Annotated in this window: 15 protein-coding genes and 1 pseudogene; 9 read left to right on the forward strand and 7 right to left on the reverse strand. The window is 39.4% G+C overall.

The genetic code is table 11. The annotated features are described in order from the left end of the window. Positions 1-21: 21 nt before the first annotated feature. Together BMF77_RS03610 and folK are read right to left on the reverse strand one after the other, a co-directional pair. Complete coding sequence (locus tag BMF77_RS03610; protein WP_148760719.1) at positions 22-570, reverse strand: NUDIX hydrolase; 549 nt, start codon at positions 568-570, stop codon at positions 22-24. Between the two features lie 99 nt (positions 571-669). Continuing rightward, entirely contained in the window at positions 670-1,158 is a 489-nt protein-coding gene (folK, locus tag BMF77_RS03615; RefSeq protein WP_148760721.1) for a 2-amino-4-hydroxy-6-hydroxymethyldihydropteridine diphosphokinase, read from the reverse strand. A 263-nt stretch (positions 1,159-1,421) separates the two neighbouring features. Here folK and BMF77_RS03620 point away from each other — a divergent pair, with 263 nt between their 5' ends. Further along, positions 1,422-3,797 (forward strand): transglycosylase domain-containing protein, encoded by a 2,376-nt coding sequence (locus BMF77_RS03620; RefSeq protein ID WP_371735286.1) that lies wholly within the window; start codon positions 1,422-1,424, stop codon positions 3,795-3,797. Positions 3,798-3,910: 113 nt separating this feature from the next. Then, complete coding sequence (gene psb35 / locus BMF77_RS03625) at positions 3,911-4,105, forward strand: photosystem II assembly protein Psb35 (RefSeq protein ID WP_015079039.1); 195 nt, start codon at positions 3,911-3,913, stop codon at positions 4,103-4,105. 60 nt (positions 4,106-4,165) lie between these two features. On the opposite strand, the gene BMF77_RS03630 is transcribed toward psb35, so the two are convergent. After that, positions 4,166-5,515: a 16S rRNA (cytosine(967)-C(5))-methyltransferase gene (locus BMF77_RS03630; RefSeq protein ID WP_148760725.1), complete on the reverse strand. Its 1,350-nt coding sequence runs from the start codon at positions 5,513-5,515 to the stop codon at positions 4,166-4,168. A 743-nt stretch (positions 5,516-6,258) separates the two neighbouring features. On the opposite strand from BMF77_RS03630, the gene BMF77_RS03635 reads away from it, so the two are divergent. Further along, a complete protein-coding gene (locus BMF77_RS03635; protein WP_148760727.1) occupies positions 6,259-7,017 on the forward strand; it encodes a peptidylprolyl isomerase in 759 nt (252 codons plus the stop codon). Between the two features lie 32 nt (positions 7,018-7,049). Beyond that, complete coding sequence (locus BMF77_RS03640) at positions 7,050-9,653, forward strand: type I secretion system permease/ATPase (protein WP_148760729.1); 2,604 nt, start codon at positions 7,050-7,052, stop codon at positions 9,651-9,653. Positions 9,654-9,707: 54 nt separating this feature from the next. Here BMF77_RS03640 and BMF77_RS03645 read toward each other — a convergent pair whose 3' ends face one another. Then, the gene (locus tag BMF77_RS03645; RefSeq protein WP_148760731.1) at positions 9,708-10,676 is read right to left on the reverse strand and encodes an ROK family protein; all 969 of its coding nucleotides are present in this window, start codon (positions 10,674-10,676) and stop codon (positions 9,708-9,710) included. Positions 10,677-11,528: 852 nt separating this feature from the next. Here BMF77_RS03645 and BMF77_RS03650 point away from each other — a divergent pair. The 5 genes and pseudogenes from BMF77_RS03650 to BMF77_RS03670 all read left to right on the forward strand — a co-directional run bounded on the left by BMF77_RS03650 (position 11,529) and on the right by BMF77_RS03670 (position 15,358). After that, the gene (locus tag BMF77_RS03650; RefSeq protein ID WP_148760733.1) at positions 11,529-12,503 is read left to right on the forward strand and encodes a sucrase ferredoxin; all 975 of its coding nucleotides are present in this window, start codon (positions 11,529-11,531) and stop codon (positions 12,501-12,503) included. Positions 12,504-12,728: 225 nt separating this feature from the next. Beyond that, positions 12,729-13,097 (forward strand): YtxH domain-containing protein, encoded by a 369-nt coding sequence (locus BMF77_RS03655; RefSeq protein WP_148760735.1) that lies wholly within the window; start codon positions 12,729-12,731, stop codon positions 13,095-13,097. Between the two features lie 11 nt (positions 13,098-13,108). Beyond that, positions 13,109-13,474: pseudogene (locus tag BMF77_RS03660) on the forward strand (hypothetical protein); the annotation flags it as partial. 314 nt (positions 13,475-13,788) lie between these two features. Beyond that, positions 13,789-14,598 carry a TPM domain-containing protein gene (locus BMF77_RS03665; RefSeq protein ID WP_148760737.1) on the forward strand — a complete coding sequence of 270 codons (810 nt, stop codon included), beginning with the start codon at positions 13,789-13,791 and terminating at the stop codon, positions 14,596-14,598. A gap of 130 nt (positions 14,599-14,728) precedes the next feature. Then, positions 14,729-15,358 (forward strand): precorrin-8X methylmutase, encoded by a 630-nt coding sequence (locus BMF77_RS03670; RefSeq protein WP_148760739.1) that lies wholly within the window; start codon positions 14,729-14,731, stop codon positions 15,356-15,358. A 133-nt stretch (positions 15,359-15,491) separates the two neighbouring features. Here the strand turns inward: BMF77_RS03670 and BMF77_RS28815 are convergent, their stop codons facing one another. From BMF77_RS28815 to dapB, 3 genes are all read right to left on the reverse strand, one after another. Then, positions 15,492-18,383, reverse strand: a complete 2,892-nt coding sequence (locus BMF77_RS28815) for a tectonin domain-containing protein (protein ID WP_210422293.1) — start codon at positions 18,381-18,383, stop codon at positions 15,492-15,494. Between the two features lie 394 nt (positions 18,384-18,777). After that, positions 18,778-19,455 (reverse strand): phosphate ABC transporter permease, encoded by a 678-nt coding sequence (locus BMF77_RS03680; protein WP_148766782.1) that lies wholly within the window; start codon positions 19,453-19,455, stop codon positions 18,778-18,780. 186 nt (positions 19,456-19,641) lie between these two features. Further along, positions 19,642-20,478 carry a 4-hydroxy-tetrahydrodipicolinate reductase gene (gene dapB, locus BMF77_RS03685; RefSeq protein WP_148760741.1) on the reverse strand — a complete coding sequence of 279 codons (837 nt, stop codon included), beginning with the start codon at positions 20,476-20,478 and terminating at the stop codon, positions 19,642-19,644. Positions 20,479-20,787: the final 309 nt, after the last annotated feature.

Consider the following 20,787-nt stretch of genomic DNA (forward strand, 5'->3'; position numbering starts at 1 on the left):
CTTCTCCCTGTTCCCTGTTCCCTACTTTAAAAATGAACGCAACAGGAAAAAACTAGCAATAGATTTAGCATCTACAGATTCTCCTGCCAAAATGGCTTTTTCCAATTCTTCAGGAGTTAATAATACTGTTTCTATGTCTTCATCTTCATCCTGTTCTGGTGGTGTTTCCAGCTTTTCTAAATCTCTAGCAATAAAAGCATAGATAATTTCATCGGAATAACCAGGAGCAAGAAAAAACTCTCCTAACTTATCCCACTGACGAGCATGATAACCAGTTTCTTCTTCAATTTCCCGTTTAACTGTTTCTAAAGGATCTTCATTGGGTTCTACAGTTCCCGCTGGAAATTCTAACAGTCTTCCCTGGACTGCAAACCGATATTGACGCACAAGTACAAGCTTACCTTCTGCGGTTATGGGTATAGCCAAAGCACCGCCGGGATGACGAATACATTCCCATTCCCCTTCAGATTTGTTGGGTAAACGCAAACGATTAACTTCAAAGTTAAATTTGCGTCCTTTATAAAATAAGTGTTGCTTCAGCAACTGTGGTAATTCTCTACCTAATGGCATAGTAAAATTCTACCGTCTGTGAATACAGAGAACGTATACGGGGGTTTTTTGTGGTTATCAGTTCTTTTTGGGTGGCAAAAATGGTAATTTTTTCACCCGCTACAATAAATGTATATCATTCGTGTCTATCTCTAGCAGTAAATCTCGAATTACTCTTTGAGATATAGGATCTATCCAATCTGGAGCAATTTCGACTAAAGGAACTAAAACAAAAGCTCGTTCAGTCATGCGGGGATGGGGAATTTGCAGGTTTGGCTGATGTAAAATTAAGTCATCATATAATAACAAATCTAAATCTAGGGTGCGTGGCCCCCAATGCTCCTGACGCTCACGCCCAAACTTTTGTTCAATTGTTAGTAGTTGTTCTAATAAAGTCTGTGGTGACATTTGCACAAGTAAGATCGCGCAACCATTTAAGTAATCAGGCTGAGTTGGTCCTATGGCTTTAGTTCGATACCAACTCGATTTGGCTTCTATAGTTATGCCGGATGTTTGAGCTAAAGCTTCTAAAGCTCCTGCTAAAATGCCTTGGGAATTGCCAATGTTACTACCGAGAGCGATCGCAGTTCTAGCCGCATTGTTTAGCATTCTATCGGACTCCTAGTTAATTGTTGAACTGAAGGGAGCAGGGAGACACAGGGAGGAAAATTCATGATGATTCTGTGATTTTCGGAGTTCTCTTATGCAAAAATTGCATGATTTAATTGTCATAAATGATATTAATATCAATAATATAGCTTTGTAGAAAACATATATTACCACTGAATTAAGTTAATGATTTATGAGGTATTATATGGGTTATTATATTAACGCAGAAATGTTGCGCTCAAACTAAACAGGAGAAACTGCCATTGCCATTAGGTAATCATCAACAAAATGACGAGTCCACAAATGAAAACTTACTACCGAAAATGCAGGTGAAGGCAAAGCAGTTAATCACCCAGATGACAACTCTATCATCGGGAATCTTGGGCAAAATTGCCAGCAGCGATAAACCCTTTTATCGTCGTTTTTGGTTTTGGGCTGGGTTAGGTGTTGGTAGTGGGATCATTGCTTTCCATTACACAATCTTAGAAATAGATAAAAATTTACCAGATCAGTCTGCACTCAGAGCATTGGTACGAGAGCAAACTCTGACAATTAAAGCTGGTGATGGTAGTGTTCTACAACAGCAGGGAGAAGCTACCAGAGAAGTGCTGAAAATAGAGCAAATACCAGATACTTTAAAAAAAGCTTTTATTGCTTCAGAAGACAGAAGATTTAATCAACACAATGGATTTGATCCCCAAGGAATTGCCAGAGCAGTTATCAATAATTTGCGATCGCAAAATATAGGAGAAGGTGGTAGTACCATCACCCAACAAGTAGCGCGAATTCTCTTCCTTAAACCAGAAAAAACCTTTTGGCGTAAACTCAAAGAAGTCCGGTTATCCCAAAAAATAGAGCGACAATTGACTAAAGATCAGATTCTCGAACGTTATTTAAATCTCGTTTATTTAGGCTCTGGAGCTTACGGTGTCGGAGATGCGGCTTGGGTATACTTTAGTAAATCCGTAGATCAACTGACTTTATCAGAAATGGCCACCCTGGCTGGTTTAGCTCCCGCACCTAACGTCTATGGCCCCGATAAAAACCCCAAAATAGCTACAGAACGACGAAATTTGGTGTTACAGCGGATGCTAGAAGATGGCATAATTACACCGGAACAAAAACAAGCAGCTATACAAGAAGCATTAATAGTTAACAGCAGTTTACCCAAACGGTTACAAGTTAATTTTCCCTACTTTACTAGCTATGTTCAGAAAGAATTGCCCAAGTACCTGGGCGCTGATGTCTTAGCTAGTGGTGGTTTAGTAGTAGAAACAACCTTAAACCCCATTTCCCAACAAGCAGCAGAAGCCGCAGTTGCTAAAATATTAAAAAATGAAGGTCAGTGGCAAAACTTTAAACAAGCGGCCATGGTTGCCATAGATCCTCGGAGTGGGGAAATTCAGGCCATGGTAGGTGGTAAAGACTTTAGCAAAAACCAGTTTAATCGTGTAACTCAAGCCCAACGACAACCAGGATCGACTTTTAAGGGTTTCGTCTATGCTACAGCGATCGCTACTGGTAAAAGTCCCTACGATAGTTATTTAGATGAACCTTTATCAATAGATGGTTATGAGCCAAAAAATTCCCATAACAAATTCTCTGGTTGGTTAAATATCAGAGACGCTCTCACCAAATCTATCAATACAATTGCGGTAAAAGTCTTAATAGAAATAGGTTTTGAACCCACCATTAAACTTGCCCATGACATGGGCATTAAGTCAGAACTCAAACCTAACTATTCCTTGGCTCTTGGTTCTAATGAAGTCAACTTATTAGAATTGACCAACGCCTATGGTACATTTAGCAATCAAGGCAATTATATAGAAGCTCATGGCATTCGGCGCATTCTCAACCGCGAAGGAGATGTCATTTGGTCAGCCAAATATGAATCTAAGCAAGTTTTAGATCCTGATACTAGCGCCATCATGACTTGGATGTTAAGAAATGTTGTCACCGATGGCACTGGTGCTGCGGCTCAATTAGATGATAGACAAGTTGCCGGCAAAACAGGCACTACCGATGAATCCCGTGATTTATGGTTTATTGGTTATATTCCTCAGTTAGTGGCTGGGGTGTGGTTAGGGAATGATGATAACACCCCTACCTATGGTAATAGTGGTAGTGCAGCTTATGCTTGGCATGAGTTTATGGAAAAAGCCGTAGAGGGAATGCCGGTAGAAAAATTTCCACCCCGACCTAATTTAGAAAATCGCAAAGGTACTATCAAAGCCCAACCTCTCAAACCGAAAAAAATTCTCCATAAATCGGTTGATGATTATGATCAAAAATCAGATGAGGACAATACCGACAATTCTTATTCATCAACCAGACGCAGACGCAGAAGAACCAATAATCAGTCGGAAGATTCGGCAAATTCATCAGAACGTAGACCAAGACGGAAACGACGCTATAGTCAACAAAATAATGATCCACTGGCTTCCTCTAGCAGAAGACGAAGCAATCGCAGGGAAGAATCTAATAGCGACTCTACTCCTAAATCATCTCGTTCACGACGCAGGAGCAGCAAAGAATCAGGTCAGGTAAAGTCATCTTCCCCTGTAGAGAATAATTCTGAAGGATCTTCATCATCACAACCTTCCTGGAGGGAAAGACTCAAGCCCAATTCTTCACCATAATAATTGCTGTTATGTCTTTAAATACAGTAAAGATTTTTCCTAGGGTAGATGTAGGGGATTCGCTGAGTTTATACTTTATGAAGAACTGTAACCTACATTAGCCGAATATAATCATGAGTTATTTATTGCTCCAAGTCCCAGTGCTAGACACTGGAAATCACTTTCCCTTAGCGTTTACTTTGGTGTATGTGGTGGGTTTTATCGCTGCTGTCACCATCGGTTCAATTGCTTGGTACAACTCCAAACGTCCCCCCGGTTGGGAAAATAAAGATCGTCCCAACATTATCCCCAAGGTTGAAAAAGAGTAGGTAATAGGCAATAGGCAATAGGCAAGAAATATTCTCCCCTGCCTCCTGCCTCCTGCCTCCCTAATTCTGTACTTGACAATCCTGAGTTTTTCTTAAGCGCACCATGAAAAAACCATCCATATCCTGTTGATGAGGCCAGACTTTTAACCAACCAGGAGCAGTATCATTAAATAAATCAAAAGAGTGAGGTTCAATTTGCCAATGGGGATTTGCGGCTAAAAACTCCGTAATTATCTGTTCATTCTCCGCTGGATGCAGCGTACAAGTTGCGTAAACTAAAACACCACCAGCCTTGACAAAACCTGCATTATGTGATAAGAGTTCTTTTTGGAGTTGGGAAAGTTTTTGCACAGAATCTGGTGTTTGTCGCCAACGCGCATCAGCGTGACGGTGCATAGTTCCCAAACCGGAGCAAGGAGCATCAACTAATACACAGTCAGCAGAATCGTAGAATTGCGGTAAGTTGCGACTATCTCCTGCACAAATTTCGATAGATTGTAAATTTAGACGGTGGGCATTTTCTTTTAATTTGCGTAACCGGGAAGCAGTTTGATCACAAGCCCAAATTTTGCCTTTATCTCCCATTAATTCGGCAATATGGGTAGTTTTTCCCCCTGGTGCCGCACAAACATCAATCACTACATTCCCCGGCAGAGGGTCAAGCAAATGACCAACTAATTGAGCGCTACTATCTTGGACAGTCCACCAACCTTCATTAAAACCAGGTAGATTTTGAATTGCTCCGTTATGACCAATTAATCGTAAAGCTTGGGGTAAATGGGGAATGGGTTTGACTAAAACACCAGCAGATTCAAAAGCTGATTGTACCTCTTCTAAAGAACTGCGAAGAATATTTACCCGTAAATCAATTGTCGGGGTTTGATTCATCCAATTAGCGAGTTTTTCTGTTTCTTCAAAACCCAATTCTTTTAACCAAACTTCAATAATCCAATTAGGGAAACTGTGGAAAATACCTAATCTTTCGACCGGATTTTCCGGTAAATTTAGCGGTTCTGAGGATTTTTCTGCAAGTCGGAGATATTGACGTAATAAACCATTGACAAAACCAGTTAAACCAGGAAAACCATTTTCCTTTGCTAATTCAACAGTAGTATTTACAGCCGCAGAAGCGGGAATTCTTTCTTGATAACGCAGTTGGTAAAAACCCAAATGTAAAATGGTGCGGAGGTCTTTTGGCTGTTGCTGAATTTTCTTAGTAGCAAGTTGCTCAATGATAGCATCAAGGGTGCGTTGTCTTCTCACACTCCCATAAACTAATTCTGTCATTAACCGCCGATTATTGTCGGGTAACTTAAACTTTTGTAGCACTCTATCTAAAGCAACATCAGCATAAGCTCCTTTATGAACTTCTTTGAGAGCAATAAAAGCCACTTGACGGGGGTTGGTCATGAAATTAACTTAAATTAAGTAAGTTGCAGGTTAGCTAAAAGGTTACAGGAATCAATACCTTGTCCATCTTTTGTAGGTTGGGTTAAGCGACAGCGCAACCCAACGCATTTGTTGGGTTTCCTTACGTCAACCCAACCTACAAATCAAGACTTTTTTCGATTTGGACAAGGTATTGAGGAATATAAGATATTTTTATCACAATTACCAAACAAGATTGAAAGTATAAAAACGATAATAGAACTTTATGTGGAAATTGGTTGTAAGTTGAATAAAATATACTCAGATAGAGATAGTTTACCACTTTCTTTAAACCTCTAAGAGGATGTTTGAAAAGTGGTATTCCGTAATTTTCATCACATTGCTACCCCCCTTTCCCCTTGTAAAGGGGGGAAACAATAAAAATCCAGTTCCCTCCCCTTTACAAGGGGAGGGTTAGGGTGGGGTAAAAAATATTTAATACATCAACCATAACTTTTCAAACACCCTCTAATGTCTGATGTTGGATTGAGTGACAGCAAAATCATTTTGATTTTGGTCATATTGCTTACAGATAAAAAATAGTAATCATCTAAAATCATTGAGTTCACTATTAATCAAAAAATTAGAATATTTGATCACCAAATATTAATTACATATTTAATTTATCGAATCTTTATTATTCCTAGATATCATTCCCTACTGTTTTCTCTATTATTTAATGGAAAGTCTTATAGATGTTTTAGTTTTATGCTCGGAATTACTTCATGAAATCTTCATCTTTTTTGACTGTAAATGACCAAGGAATTGCCCTGGCTGAAGTAGTTAAATATCTACAAATATCGGGTAAACTGGGGAATTTTATTGGTGATGTCTTGCGTCAGCACGTAATTGTACAAGAAATTAATACCAGAACAGATATTGAAATTAGTTCGGCATTAATTGAACAGACAATTATTGATTTTCGCTTAAAAAATCAACTAACTGATCCCCAAAAATTTCAAGAATGGCTAATAAGTAATAGTACAGATTATACAACTTTTCATACATCTATTACCTTTAGCTTTCAATTAGAGAAACTCAAAGCATTAGTCACAGAATCAAAATTACCAGAATACTTTATTGAAAGGAAGATTTACTTAGATAGAGTCATCCTTTCACGGATTCTAGTTGATAGTCGGGAATTAGCCGAAGAACTACAAACTCAAATTGAAGAAGGAAGTAGTTTTGAACAACTAGCAAAAGAGTATTCATTAGCAGATGAACGAGTATTCAATGGCATGATGGGACCAATTAGTCGGGGAACTATACCAGATGTATTACGTGCGGCTGTAGACGCAACCACCCCAGGAAAATTGATCAATCCCATAGACATAGAAGGACATTTTGCCTTATTTAGATTAGAACAAATTCTCCCAGCATCTTTAGAAGATCCTCAATTACAACAATCACTAAAAAATGAGCTATTTGAGAAATGGCTAGGGGATAAAATTCAGGATCTTACAGTCAGAATTCAAGTAGATTAAAACATTTCAATAATCAATTTTAACTAATAAATGTGTTAAACAATTTACCCTGGAATGAACCGCCGCTATCCTGGCTAAATGCTGAAGAAAAAAGCGAATTAAAACAGCAAGCGGAAATTCGTAATTACAAACTTGGCGAAAAAATTTGGTCACAAAAATTAGGTGGTGATGCCTTTGACGAGGGAAGTTATCAGTTCTTCATTGTCACTGGTAAAGTCCGGTTACGAGAAGAAGAAGAAAATAAAACTGTAGCTACTTTACAAACAGGAGATTGGTTTGGTAACTGTCAACAAATATTTGCTGATTGTAAAGCTATCGCTACCAGCAAGGAAGTAGTAGTAGTGTGTTGGAATTCGGCTGTATGGAAAAAGTTTGTCAATTCTCAAATTGATGAATTTTGGACAAATTCACTAGAGGTAGAGGAAACAGAAGCCATTTTACCAGTTGCTAATTCTCCCATTTCTCTACCTCCTTCCGCACCTTCTCCACCGATAATTTCCAATTATCCCTTTGTGGGAAGTGGGAATACAGGTGCAGCTTGTTTAACAATGGTGGCACAACATTTACAAAATCCTGTGCAATTGGAATGGGTACAACGCCAACTGCGGGGACAAAAACCCAAAAACCTGATAGAAGCTGCGGAAAAAGTAGGGTTAGTTTTGCGGAAATTGCAGGTTAGTTGGAGTGATTTACGCCAATTAACTTTTCCTGCTTTGTTGTTGTGGAATCAAAGTAATCAGGAAGGTAAAAATAACCAATTAAATTGGGTAGTAGCCTATGGAATCAAAGGCAATTATTTAATTATTGCTAATCCCCAAAATCCTGATTATAGTTGTGAACAATTACCGCAATCTGTAGTAGAAAATTGTTGGAATGGGACATTATGGCAAGCTGAATTAATTTCCCAACAAGAGAAATTTAATTTAGCTTGGTTTACTCCCGCAGTTTGGAAATATCGGGGTTTGTTAGGTGAGGTTTTAATAGCTTCATTTACCTTGCAATTATTGGGATTAGCGTCACCATTAATTACTCAAGTCATCATTGATAAAGTGATGGTACAGGAGAGTTTAGCCACCTTAGATGTGATGGCGATCGCTCTCTTGCTAGTGGCGACATTTGAATCTATTCTGGGTATGCTGCGGCTATTCATATTTACCCACACAGCCCGGCGTTTAGATTTGAGTTTATCAGCCCAACTTTTTCGCCATTTAATGCGTTTACCCTTGGCTTATTTTGAGTCGCGGAGAGTGGGCGATACAGTCGCTAGAGTCCAGGAATTAGAACAAATTCGCCAATTTCTCACAGGTACAGCCTTAACCGTCATTCTTGACAGTATCTTTGCTGTAGTTTACCTGGGATTGATGTTTTATTACAACATTCCCCTGACATTTGTAGCCTTAGCCGTATTACCATTATTTGCGACGTTAACCATCATCACGACACCAATTTTGCGAAATTGGCTAAATGAAACTTTTAACCGCAGTGCTGACAGTCAATCATTTTTAGTCGAGACAATTACCGGCATTCATTCAGTTAAAGCCCATGCAGCCGAACCAATAGCAAGAGAACGCTGGGAAGGTTTATTTGCCCGCTTTATTCGTACCAGTTTTAAAGCCTCAACTACATCCAATATTAGTAGTAATATTGGTGACTTTCTGACTAACTTTTCCACCTTAATCATCCTGTGGGTTGGGGCAAAATTAGTAATTGATCATCAACTAACAATTGGTCAATTAATCGCCTTCCAAATGTTATCAGGAAGAGTGACCAGCCCACTATTACGGCTAGTGCAGTTATGGCAAAATCTCCAACAAGTTCTATTATCAGTAGATAGAATTGGTGATATTCTCAACGCTGCCCCAGAAACAGAAGCAGGAACAGGATTAGTATTACCACCCCTCAAAGGAGAAGTTAATTTTGATCAAGTTTTCTTTCGCTATAATGCCAACACCGAACCAGTATTAAAAGGAATTTCTTTTAATGTTGAACCCGGACAATTTGTAGGCATTGTTGGCAGAAGTGGTTCAGGAAAAAGTACCCTTTCCAAAATTATTCAACGACTTTATCAAATTGAATCAGGACGGATTCTAATTGATGGATTTGATATCAAAAGTGCTGACTTAGCATCCTTACGACAACAAATCGGTGTAGTTCTCCAAGAAGACTTTTTATTTAATGGTTCAATCTTAGAAAACATCACATTAGGAAATCCAGATATTACCTCCGAACAAGTTGTCGAAGCAGCCAGATTAGCAGTAGCCCATGACTTCATTAGTCAACTACCTTACGGTTATGAAAACAACGTAGGAGAAAGAGGAACAGCATTATCTGGAGGACAAAGACAACGCATAGCATTAGCCAGATTATTTCTAGCGTCTGCACCAATTCTCATATTAGATGAAGCCACCAGTGCCTTAGATAGTGAAACCGAACAACAAGTATTACAAAACCTCAAAAATGTTTCCTCTAACCGCACAGTATTCTTAATTGCCCACCGTTTTGCCCCCCTCAAACGAGCCGATTTAATATTAGTCATGGAAAAAGGAGTAATAGCCGAACGAGGAACACATTTAGAACTCTTAAAACAAAAAGGTTTGTACTGGTCACTTTATCAAAGACAACAAGCGAATATTTAAAGGAAACTCTTGATTATTCTTTGCGTCTTTGCGCCTTTGCGTGAGAAAAAGAATTTAATCTAACACACTCAAACCCAAAGCCACAGCCCCCCACAAAGGTGCATCATCACCCAACAATGCCCGCACAACCTCAAAATTCACCTCTGGGAGTGCGGTTTCCCTAGCTACTTTCCGCACCACAGTCCAGAAATTATCCCCAGCTTTGGTCACACCACCACCTAAAACAAACCGTTGGGGATTCATCAAATTGGCTACATTACCAATACCGACTCCCAACGCCCAAGCACCCCGATATAATACCTCTTGTGCTATTTCATCTCCGTTGGCTGCTGCGGTACTAATGACTTTGCCTGTAAGTAAGTTGAGATCATTACCTGTCAAATACCTAAGTACGTCTCCCCTGACTTTGCCGTTAGCACTGGGTGGTTCTTTCTCCAGCATTTCCCGGGCATTTTGCGCCATGTAGGGACCCGAAGCTAAACGTTCTACACATCCCCGTTTTCCACATAAGCATAAGGGACCTCTAGGATCTACTACCATGTGTCCAATTTCTCCCGCCATGCCTAATGCACCCCGCCAAAGCTTGCCGTCAAGTATCCACCCTCCACCGACACCAGTGCTAATGGTAATATAAAATAGGCTATCATATCCTTGTCCAGCCCCAAAGCGATGTTCACCAACAGCAGCAACGTTAGCATCATTATCTATACTGACAGGTGTACAATAATCTTCTTCGAGTATTTGTTTGAGGGGAACATTTTCCCAGCCAGGAACGTGATGAGATAAGCGGACTAAACCTGTGGTTGCATCTACTGGACCACCGAAGCTGACACCAATGGCATCCGGTTTCCTTCCTTTTAGCACGGAATCAATGAGCGATCGCATAATTTCTAAATCAGTCAAAGCATCACCATTTGCGGGTGAAAACCGTGATTCATGGTACAACCACTCCTTCGCACCACCCTTTACTGTTGCTGCTGCCAATTTTGTGCCACCAAAATCCAGAGCTAAAATTAATGTCATATAATTAAAAATAGGGAATTGACAAAACAACCATTCACCATTATTACTTAATCACAATTTTGTTGTAGTTCACTATGAAACCATCTTTACTGTCTGCATAAAAATATTTCTGTATTAATTATTCTTGTAACTTATGTATAATCTTATTTATTACATTTGTAAATCCAATGATACTTATGATCGGTTTTTGTTAGATTATGAATATTATTAATTTTTATGAAGGATAAATTAATGTAAAGATATATTTTTGTAGAATTTATTTGAGAAAATAGTTGCTTTAGCAATTGAGTTGGGTTAGAGTCAAAATACGTGATTAGATAAAAAGAAAGTTTCTAGCCTTTATATTTTTTTCACAATCAATTGAGAATATTTCGCAATATGGATAAATTTAGCTATAATTTAAAAGCTAGTGAATGTATGTCATTAAGTATACAGACAAAGGATCGAATTTTCTATTTAGAGAATTCCACAAAAAAGATGATCCAATTTTGTAGGATGGGCATCTTGCCCGTCCTTGTGTTGTTAGCGGGCAAGATGCCCGCACCACAAGAGATTTTGGGATATTTTTTTAATTGGAAGTCTCTTAGATCATTTAGGGAAAAGTTTAAATCTCAGAATTCAGCGATTAAGACTAAGGATGAAGAATACTAATCAAAAAAGCGATAAATTAGCTCCAGATATTCTCGAAAATCTCCCTGTTAAATGTAAAAAAAATGATATTTTGAATTCTTAACATTTTGGGAAAGAGCATTTATTTAACCGGAAAGACTGGGAAAAATCAGAATTTGATAAAGTGTCTACCTAGATTTTTGTTAACAATTGTTCATAAAATATATATTTGAGTAAGTGTCAATGAATAATTTTTTTTGCGCTGATCATTCACGAGAAATACAAGAAGATGTTATTGGTAGTGCTACCAACCACCAAACCTATATATTAGTAGAATGTCCTACCCCTTGGGTTTCTGAAGCCTTTAATTCTAAATGGGTTCCAGATAATTTACGGATTTTGGTTGCAGATGTCAAACGTGCTAAATTATCAATTCATTTTCTATTAATTGCTAATGATGAAACACACAGGGAAGAACAAACAACTTTATTAATTTATCAGCAAGAAAAGGGATTAAGTAACGGATACCAAAAACAAGAATTTAAATTACCAAATATTGAACAAGTAGCAGGAGTAGTCAGGAAATGGTTAACTGGAGTCAGTGTTGATGATGAAATAGCATCCAATCCCACAAGAGATATATTAGTTTGTACCCATGGTAGCCATGATCAATGTTGTGCAAAATATGGCAATCCTTTTTACTTTCATGCTCAAAATACCATCTTTGATTTACAGTTAAATCATCTCAGAATTTGGAGATCAAGTCACTTTGGTGGACATAGATTTGCACCCACAGCCATAGATTTTCCCCAAGGCAGATATTACGGAGTTCTGGATCAAGATACCTTTAAATCAATTCTTACCCAAACTGGAAATATAGAATGTTTAAATAAAGTTTATCGCGGTTGGGGAATCTTACCAAATCCCTTGCAAATTTTGGAAAGAGAACTCATGCTGCGTTTAGGTTGGGATTGGTTTAACTATAAAGTCACAGGGAAAATTCTGGAGAAAAGCCTAGATAATCAGACAATTTTAGGTGAGTTAAGTTTTGAACAACCTTCTGGAACTCTCTATACTTACCAGGCCAAACTTGTAAAAGATGATATAAAAACACAAACCCTCAAAGGTTCTTGTGATGCTTCAAGAGAGGTAGTATGTGTGAAATATGCTGTATCTAATCTTTGGCTTGTAGCTAAAAAAGTAGCAACTTATAGCTAATATGTAAGAGTCAGTCGTCAGTGGTCAGTAGGGGCGAAGCATTTGGAAGATAAATTATCGGTTATTGCCAAAAATAGTTCTCCAAATGCTTCGCCCGTACAGTGGTCAGTTGTCAAAAAGAAGAGAGAAGAAAGAAGAAAGAAGAAGTTTTAATTGTGTCACCGCAACTTCTCAATACCCAGTGCAAGATATAAGATAAATTCTATGGAGTAGAAAAATCAAAAAATGTCTAACAACCGTTCTGGAATCTTTATTGGTGGTTTGATGTTAGGAGCAGCTATTGGCACTTTAGCAGGTTTATTAGTTGCTCCCCGCACAGGACGGGAAACCCGTAAACTTGTCAAAAAATCTGCCAATGCTATCCCCGAATTAGCAGAAGATATCACGACCAGCGTGCAAATTCAGGCAGATCGTCTTTCTAATAGCACCCTGCAAAACTGGGATGAAACTGTAGACAGACTGCGGGATGCGATCGCAGTTGGTATAGACGCTACCCAGCGCGAAAGCCAAAATTTAAACAAAAAAAATACTGTTGATGTCAGCAGCGCCACAACAGATACTCATCCTTTGACCGAAAAACTAGAACGTTCATAAGTGGCATAACCGTGATTGATCCTTTGTTTTGGCTGGGACTATCCATCCTCTTAGTTGCTGCCAGTCTAACAGCCGTTTTGGTGGCAGCCATACCCGCTTTGCAGGAACTAGCCCATGCTGCTCGCAGTGCCGAAAAATTCTTTGATACCCTTTCACGGGAGTTGCCACCCACTCTCAACGCTATCCGCAACACCACCTTAGAAATAACCGAATTAACCGATGATGTTAGTGAAGGTGTTAAAAGTGCCGGTCAAGTTGTCAAACAATTTGATCAAAGTCTAGATACCGCCAAAAAACAAGCAGAAAATCTACAAATTAGCACCCGTAGTGTCTTCGTCGGCTTTAAAGCAGCTTGGACAAGCTTCGCTCGCAAAAAAAAACCAGGAGAAATGCGAAAACGCTGATCAATAGACATCTCCGAGAATTAAATGTACGTGACTTGAAACCCTTGTAGAGACGTTCCATGGAACGTCTCTACGATCTTTTTCGGAGATGTCTAATGAGAACGGGATTAAACACTGCCAAAACTGATGAACAGCGGGTGGTCACCAATTCCTAATTTCTCCATCAGATTTTGCTGAGATATCTAATATTAGAGTAAGGTAAAGAAGTGTAAAGAAGTATCACTTTTACATTAATCTTTGAAAAGCACTTTTTACATTCTCCCCTAGATAATAGTATAATAACGTTCATGCACCTGTGTTTTTGGCGACGAATTTTAGTATCAATTGCCGTATTTGGCTTTATTGGCTCAATTTGGGCAATTAATTCTCCATCTGCCCTAGCTTATGAAAATCCCGATTTGCTACCCAGCTTTGTCACCCCAGTAGTAGATTTAGCAAAAACTCTCCCTGACCCCCAAGAAGAAAAGCTAGTTAAAGAATTAGAGCAGTTTGAAACTGATACTGGTTGGAAATTGCGCGTTTTAACTCAATACGACCGCACCCCAGGGAGAGCAGTAATCAAATATTGGGGTTTAGATGATAAAAGCATTCTCCTAGTAGCAGATGCTCGTGGTGGTAACATCCTCAGCTTTAGTGTTGGTGATGCCGTTTATGAATTCTTACCCCGCACCTTCTGGATTGAACTACAAACCCGCTTTGGTAACTTATACTTTGTCCGTGAAGAAGGAGAAGATCAAGCCATTCTCCAGGCTCTAAATTCAGTGAAAGGTTGCTTACTCAAAGGCGGTTGTAACGTCGTTCCTGGACTCCCTAGAGAACAATGGATACTCACCCTTGTTACCTCTGCTGTTGGGGGGATTATTTGTGGTTTTGCTGCCCAACCGCGCGGCGACAAAAAGATACTTGGTTGGCAATGGGCGTTAATTTTCTCACCTTTATGGGGAATATTATTTATTGCCTTCGGTATTGCTCCAGTTATTACCCGGACAAGCGATTGGTTGCCTCTCGTCCGCAATATTTCCGCTTTTGCCATTGGTGCTTTAGTAGCTTATTTATCCCCCGTGTTTAGTCGGACTTCCTCTAACGCTGAATCCTGAAAAGTTATAGGATACTGACTGGTAACTGGCAACTAGAAATAAATTCTGCCCAATTACTAATTGCCAATTACCAATCAACAAAGACTACGCACGGAAACTGGTAAGCTAAAAACTAATACATTAAATAACAATGGAATGGCACGTAACTGACGCTCAAAGTTTGGCAATTATTGATACTGAAATTGGTGATCATATTTTTTCACCAGCAGAGTATGAAATCGTTCGTCGCGTAGTTTATGCTACAGCAGATTTAGAGTATAAATCCTTAATCCGGTTTTCAGAACAAGCATTACAAGCTGGAGCAGCAGCCCTGGTAGCACGTACTACCATTGTCGTAGATGCACCAATGGTACAAGCAGCCATAGCCCATGATATTCAAAATACATTTGCTAATCCAGTGTATTGCAGTATGGAAGCACTAACACGACCCCAAAAAGAAAAAACCCATGCTGCTTGGGGTATTGAAACCCTAGCTCGGCGTTATCCAGAGGGGATATTTGTGGTTGGTCAAGCACAAACAGCATTAACTGCACTAGTTGAATTAATTGAATCTGAAGAAATTAGACCCGCTTTAATAATTGCGACTCCAGCAGGTTTTATAAATTTAGAAACGGCAAAAGAACGGTTGCAAGAATCTCTAGTTCCTTATATCACTATTGAAGGTCGCAAGGGTAACGCTGTCGTAGCTGCTGCCATTGTTGACGGCTTAGTGGATTTAGCTTGGCAAGCCTATGGACAAGATAGAACTGGAGGGAGATAACGGAGTAAAGAATAGGAAACAGTCTTCTTGTCAGACCTAGGGATCACAGTCAATAGTGTTTGATTGTGTTCTATCCAACTTACTGCGATTCCTAGGTCGCGCTTCGCTATCCCCTACACTGGAACGATACAGCCTAACAGGTCACAACTGCACAGAAGGTTTTCCCTGCAAATGCTGCCAGTGATAGCTCAAAAATCCAATTTTTATCCACTCCTGTGCTACTTTTAGCATTAGGAAGTAAACTCAATGTTCCGCCCTCGTTCAGATAAGAACGCAACTTTTCAGTAGCCATTGCTTTAGTAGCACCAGCAGCTAAACCAAAAGCTGTGGGATCTTTAAGAATTAATGCCAAAGGATTTTTAGCATTACTATCATCTTCAAGAAAACTCTGAATTGCTGAAGATAAAGCTTCGGTAAATGTGACTTTTCCGCCTAAAGCCATTTGTTTGTTAATTAAAGTATGAGTAGCCACAAACTTTAATTGAGGAACTTTTAACTCTTGTTTGATGCCAGCAACGGTATTTTTCCCATAAGCTAAAGTGGAAACATTGCTTCCTGCGGTATCAAAAAGTTTAGCTTCATCCCCTGCATCATTCCAAATAGCAGTTTTACTACCAAAGGAGAAACCACCTGTTTCAGGATGTACTTCATTCGTGTAAATGCGGAAACTCTTACCACCTTCTAAGATAGTTCCTGGTGGGAAGGTTAAAAATTGCTTAGAACTACCCGCAGAAGTTATTTTCCACCCAGAGATATTAGCAGGACTATTACCTAAGTTGCTAATCTCTATATATTCATCGGCTTGAGTGCGTTTAACTGCACCTTTATAAACTAATTTGGAAATAGTTACATTTGTCGTGGCAGTGATGGTAAATTCTTCCGAGTCAGTTACTAAAGGTTCGGGAGTTGGTACAGGCGCGGGAGTTGGTACAGGCGCAGGAGTTGGTACAGGAGTTACATCAACTGGTGACACAGGCGCGGGAGTTGGTTGAGGTGCAGGAGTTGGTACAGGAGTTACATCAACTGGTGACACAGGCGCGGGAGTTGGTTGAGGTGCAGGGGTTGGTACAGGAGTTACATCAACTGGTGACACAGGCGCGGGAGTTGGTTGAGGTGCAGGGGTTTTAATAAATTCAGCCGTAGCGATTAGCCCTTGTCCACTACTATGAGTAAGGATAACTTGATTAAGTGGCGAATCCGGTTGTAAATCAACAATAGAGTTACCATTATCTTGATAAATGGTTTTTACTCCTGCAAATAGAGGGTGATTTTGATTAACGGGACAATTTCCGCTAATTCCATTATATGAACCCCCATATTTTAGACCAAATGCAGCGAGAAAAGTATTCCAATTGTTGGCTTCAGTTTGTAAGCCTCCTTGACCTGTACCAGCGCAGAGATATACTTTGCCACCATTCTTCACATAATCAATTAAGACTTGATTATTAACAGGATCGCCACCGACAAAAACAGCATCATATTGAGAAAGGGTTGCTAAATCAATGGGGATATTCATTCCTTTAGTCCAAGTATGACCTGCTTTGGTCATTGTTTGCTCTAAAGAAGATTGAGTTAAACCGAAATTATTGGAAAGTACATGAAATTTACCTTTTTCATCACCAACAAAGTATTGGGCAACATTAGTCACAAATGTGGCTGTATCAGGGGCTTTTTGGAAACCTTGATTGCTTAGTGTCCATTCATCTGCATTAACAACAATTTGCCCATTTAAAGGTTTTGGCACTGGTTGGCGCACGGCTGGGTAATATGCAATACCCAAAACTGCCCCACTATTGGGTATATGTTCCCAATTGCTGGTTAAGGTTTTTCTTGTAAATAGTTGATTGTTCATGCCAATACCTACCAGAGTACCGTCAGGCATAGCAGTAATCGCCAAAACTGCACCACTATTAGGTATATGTTCCCAATTACTGGTTAAGTAATTTTTTCTTGTAAATAGTTGATTGTTCATGCCAATACCTACCAGAGTACCGTCAGGCATAGCAGTAATCGCCAAAACTGCACCACTATTAGGTATATGTTCCCAATTACTGGTTAAGTAATTTTTTCTTGTAAATAGTTGATTGTTCATGCCAATACCTACCAGAGTACCGTCAGGCATAGCAGTAATCGCCAAAACTGCACCACTATTGGGTATATGTTCCCAATTACTGGTTAAGTAATTTTTTCTTGTAAATAGTTGATTGTTCATGCCAATACCCACCAGAGTACCATCAGGCATAAAGGTAATCGCCAAAACTGCACCACTATTAGGTATATGTTCCCAATTACTGGTTAAGTAATTTTTTCTTGTAAATAGTTGATTGTTCATGCCAATACCGACGAGATTAGCGTTAGCATTCAGTTTTAAAGGTTTTGGCACTGGTTGGCGCACGGCTGGGTAATATGCAATACCCAAAACTGCCCCACTATTGGGTATATGTTCCCAATTGCTGGTTAAGGTTTTTCTTGTAAATAGTTGATTGTTCATGCCAATACCTACCAGAGTACCGTCAGGCATAGCAGTAATCGCCAAAACTGCACCACTATTGGGTATATGTTCCCAATTGCTGGTTAAGGTTTTTCTTGTAAATAGTTGATTGTTCATGCCAATACCTACCAGAGTACCGTCAGGCATAGCAGTAATCGCCAAAACTGCACCACTATTAGGTATATGTTCCCAATTACTGGTTAAGTAATTTTTTCTTGTAAATAGTTGATTGTTCATGCCAATACCTACCAGAGTACCGTCAGGCATAGCAGTAATCGCCAAAACTGCACCACTATTAGGTATATGTTCCCAATTACTGGTTAAGTAATTTTTTCTTGTCCATAGTTGATTATCCATGCCAATACCCACCAGAGTACCATCAGGCATAAAGGTAATCGCCAAAACCGAGCCACTATTGGGTATTTTTTCCCAATTACTGGTTAAGGTCTTTCTTGTCCATAGTTGATTATCCATGCCAATACCGACGAGATTAGCGTTAGCATTCAGTGGATTTTGACTTTGTAAATCACTCATAATTTAAGGATATTTTGGAGAATTAGTTCATTAAATAGCATAAAACAAGCCAGAAAAGAATACCTTAGCCAAATTACGAGGGTGAGATGATAATGCTTTAACCATGAACTCCCGTTTCTCGCTCTTGCTTGGCAAAAACAATCAGCCCTAAAAATTCCTTAAAGGTTTCCGACAAGGATTTTTTAAATGTATTGACGGTAGGATAAGGGTTTTAGATTCTAAACTACCTTTTCCTCGAAACGCTTATGTATGCTTATTTTTGCCGTTTTTGCCAAAAATTATCAAGGCTCTTATTTTGGCTAAGGTATTGAGAAAAGTCAGAAGTTTCCCGGTGAACTTATCTGACTTTTCCAACTTGTGCTTATCCCCTGAGATTAAACTCTATTCCCTATCCCTATGTCTTCGGTGAACGGCGGCGGGGTTTTCTTTCCTGGTTTGCACGTAAGCGGACACTAACTTCATTAAAAAAGTCTTTGCGGACATAAGGATAATCGCTTACCCATAGATCACGACTAGGAATATATATATCGCTGAATTCTTCAATTGTGCTTAAATCAGAACTATTTGACATAACCACCATTTCAGCTATTTGACCACGAGAAATGACTTTGTGGGCGTTGCGTAATGGGGCTTCAAACTCCACACTAAATCCTGTGTCGTCGCCTATTTCTAAGTTAATCCGCTTTTCACGGTTTTCGATGATGACTAACTCACCTTTGCCGTTAACGGTTTCCTGTTTGCCCATTAACTTATCTGTAATCCACCAGTCTAGCACTCGTCCCCGGAAAAAGCCACTGTATTTATAACGGCGGCATTTTCCATTGCGGATACTTGCTTGAAATACGGGATACCAAAGCCAAAAGAAAGCACCAAATACTCCAAAAAAGAAGATTAACCCAAATTCCAATCTAAACAAGAATTGTGCAAGCAATAGCACAGCTAAGGTAACTACAGAAATTAGTATCCGCTGCACAAAATTGCTTAACTTTCCCCAATAGTATTTATATTGTGGTCCAGAGGCAACCAGGGGAATGATTTGTTCAAATTTTTGGCGAGTTAGGGGAACGAGCATATTTTTGGCTTTTGGCTTGGAGATGGAAAAATCGCAATTTTCAAGGTAAGGATTCAGAATAGAGAATATGGAAGTCAAGATAATAATGGCTTTTGGAGTCAACTTTGATGAGGTTGAGAAAATTTCACTTCTCTCTATATTTATTATTATTCTGACTCCTGACTCCTGACTCCTGACTCCTTGCTTTTAAAGTATTTTTTCTAATCCATATACTAATGACTTTAGCTGATTAACTTTGCGGATGGCTAATATTACTCCTGGCATATAACAGGCGCGATCGCTGGTATCATGACGTAAGGTGTAAATTTGCCCTGCTGCACCGAAAATCACTTCTTGGTGGGCAATGAGTCCCGGTAAGCGGATACTATGAATTCTAATCCCTTCGTCTGCTAAACTGCCTCTAGCTCCGGCTATTTTCTCCGTTTCTTCCACAATAGCAGTGTTAAAGGTTTTACCCAATTCGCCTAATAATTGGGCTGTTTGAATGGCTGTACCGCTGGGAGCATCTGCTTTTTGGTTATGATGGAGTTCGATAATTTCTACATGATCAAAATACTGGGAAGCTCTGACAGCGGCTTCTTGGAGGAGTACCATACCAATGGAAAAGTTAGGAATAATCAAACAACCGGTACTGGCTTTTTCCGCAAAATCAGCTAATTCTTCCAGTTGTGCGGGACTTAAACCTGTAGTTCCCACCACTGGACGAATTCCATAGGCGATCGCACTGCGAATATTATTATAAACTGCATCAGGATGGGTAAAATCAACTAATACCCCCGGTTGCATCTGTCTTTCCCCAGCCACATACCCCAACATTGGCTCTAATTGATTGGTAATTGGTACTTCCAGGGGTTCACTTAAACCCGCTAGTTCCCCCGCGTCTTTACCTTGATGTTCGGGAGTTGTGTCAATTGCACCCATTAAAATCAAATCAGACGCTTGGGCTACTGCTTTAATTACCTCACGTCCCATTTTACCAGCAGCACCGTTAATGATAACGGGAATAGAACCTTGATTGCTCATAGATTTAACAATTATTTTTAATTGAACAGAGAAATTGTCTCACAAATGCAAGTTTTATAAAATTGATTTGTTTTCGACTACGCAACCATCAATAGTAATTGATCTTGTCAAAAAAGTTAAGTAGCAATATAATTAAATTATTACAGCGGTTTCCGCTCTTATGAGGTACAAAGTTGAATCATGGAACTCTTGTAGTGCGGGCATCTTGCCCGCTAGATATGTACCTCATAACACCGGGAAGTGCTGTATAGATATGATTAAAATTACAGAAGCATTGCATTTTTTATCATAGGAACACTTGTATTATTT

The organism is Dolichospermum sp. UHCC 0315A (genome assembly GCF_008121535.1).
GTDB lineage: Bacteria > Cyanobacteriota > Cyanobacteriia > Cyanobacteriales > Nostocaceae > Dolichospermum > Dolichospermum lemmermannii.

Bases quoted from the DNA above. Each gene is read 5' to 3' on its own strand.
- BMF77_RS03610 (WP_148760719.1), bottom strand. From the start codon at position 570: ATGCCATTAGGTAGAGAATTACCACAGTTGCTGAAGCAACACTTATTT.
- folK (WP_148760721.1), bottom strand. From the start codon at position 1,158: ATGCTAAACAATGCGGCTAGAACTGCGATCGCTCTCGGTAGTAACATT.
- psb35 (WP_015079039.1), top strand. From the start codon at position 3,911: ATGAGTTATTTATTGCTCCAAGTCCCAGTGCTAGACACTGGAAATCAC.
- BMF77_RS03630 (WP_148760725.1), bottom strand. From the start codon at position 5,515: ATGACCAACCCCCGTCAAGTGGCTTTTATTGCTCTCAAAGAAGTTCAT.
- BMF77_RS03635 (WP_148760727.1), top strand. From the start codon at position 6,259: ATGAAATCTTCATCTTTTTTGACTGTAAATGACCAAGGAATTGCCCTG.
- BMF77_RS03645 (WP_148760731.1), bottom strand. From the start codon at position 10,676: ATGACATTAATTTTAGCTCTGGATTTTGGTGGCACAAAATTGGCAGCA.
- BMF77_RS03650 (WP_148760733.1), top strand. From the start codon at position 11,529: ATGAATAATTTTTTTTGCGCTGATCATTCACGAGAAATACAAGAAGAT.
- BMF77_RS03655 (WP_148760735.1), top strand. From the start codon at position 12,729: ATGTCTAACAACCGTTCTGGAATCTTTATTGGTGGTTTGATGTTAGGA.
- BMF77_RS03665 (WP_148760737.1), top strand. From the start codon at position 13,789: ATGCACCTGTGTTTTTGGCGACGAATTTTAGTATCAATTGCCGTATTT.
- BMF77_RS03670 (WP_148760739.1), top strand. From the start codon at position 14,729: ATGGAATGGCACGTAACTGACGCTCAAAGTTTGGCAATTATTGATACT.
- BMF77_RS28815 (WP_210422293.1), bottom strand. From the start codon at position 18,383: ATGAGTGATTTACAAAGTCAAAATCCACTGAATGCTAACGCTAATCTC.
- BMF77_RS03680 (WP_148766782.1), bottom strand. From the start codon at position 19,455: ATGCTCGTTCCCCTAACTCGCCAAAAATTTGAACAAATCATTCCCCTG.
- dapB (WP_148760741.1), bottom strand. From the start codon at position 20,478: ATGAGCAATCAAGGTTCTATTCCCGTTATCATTAACGGTGCTGCTGGT.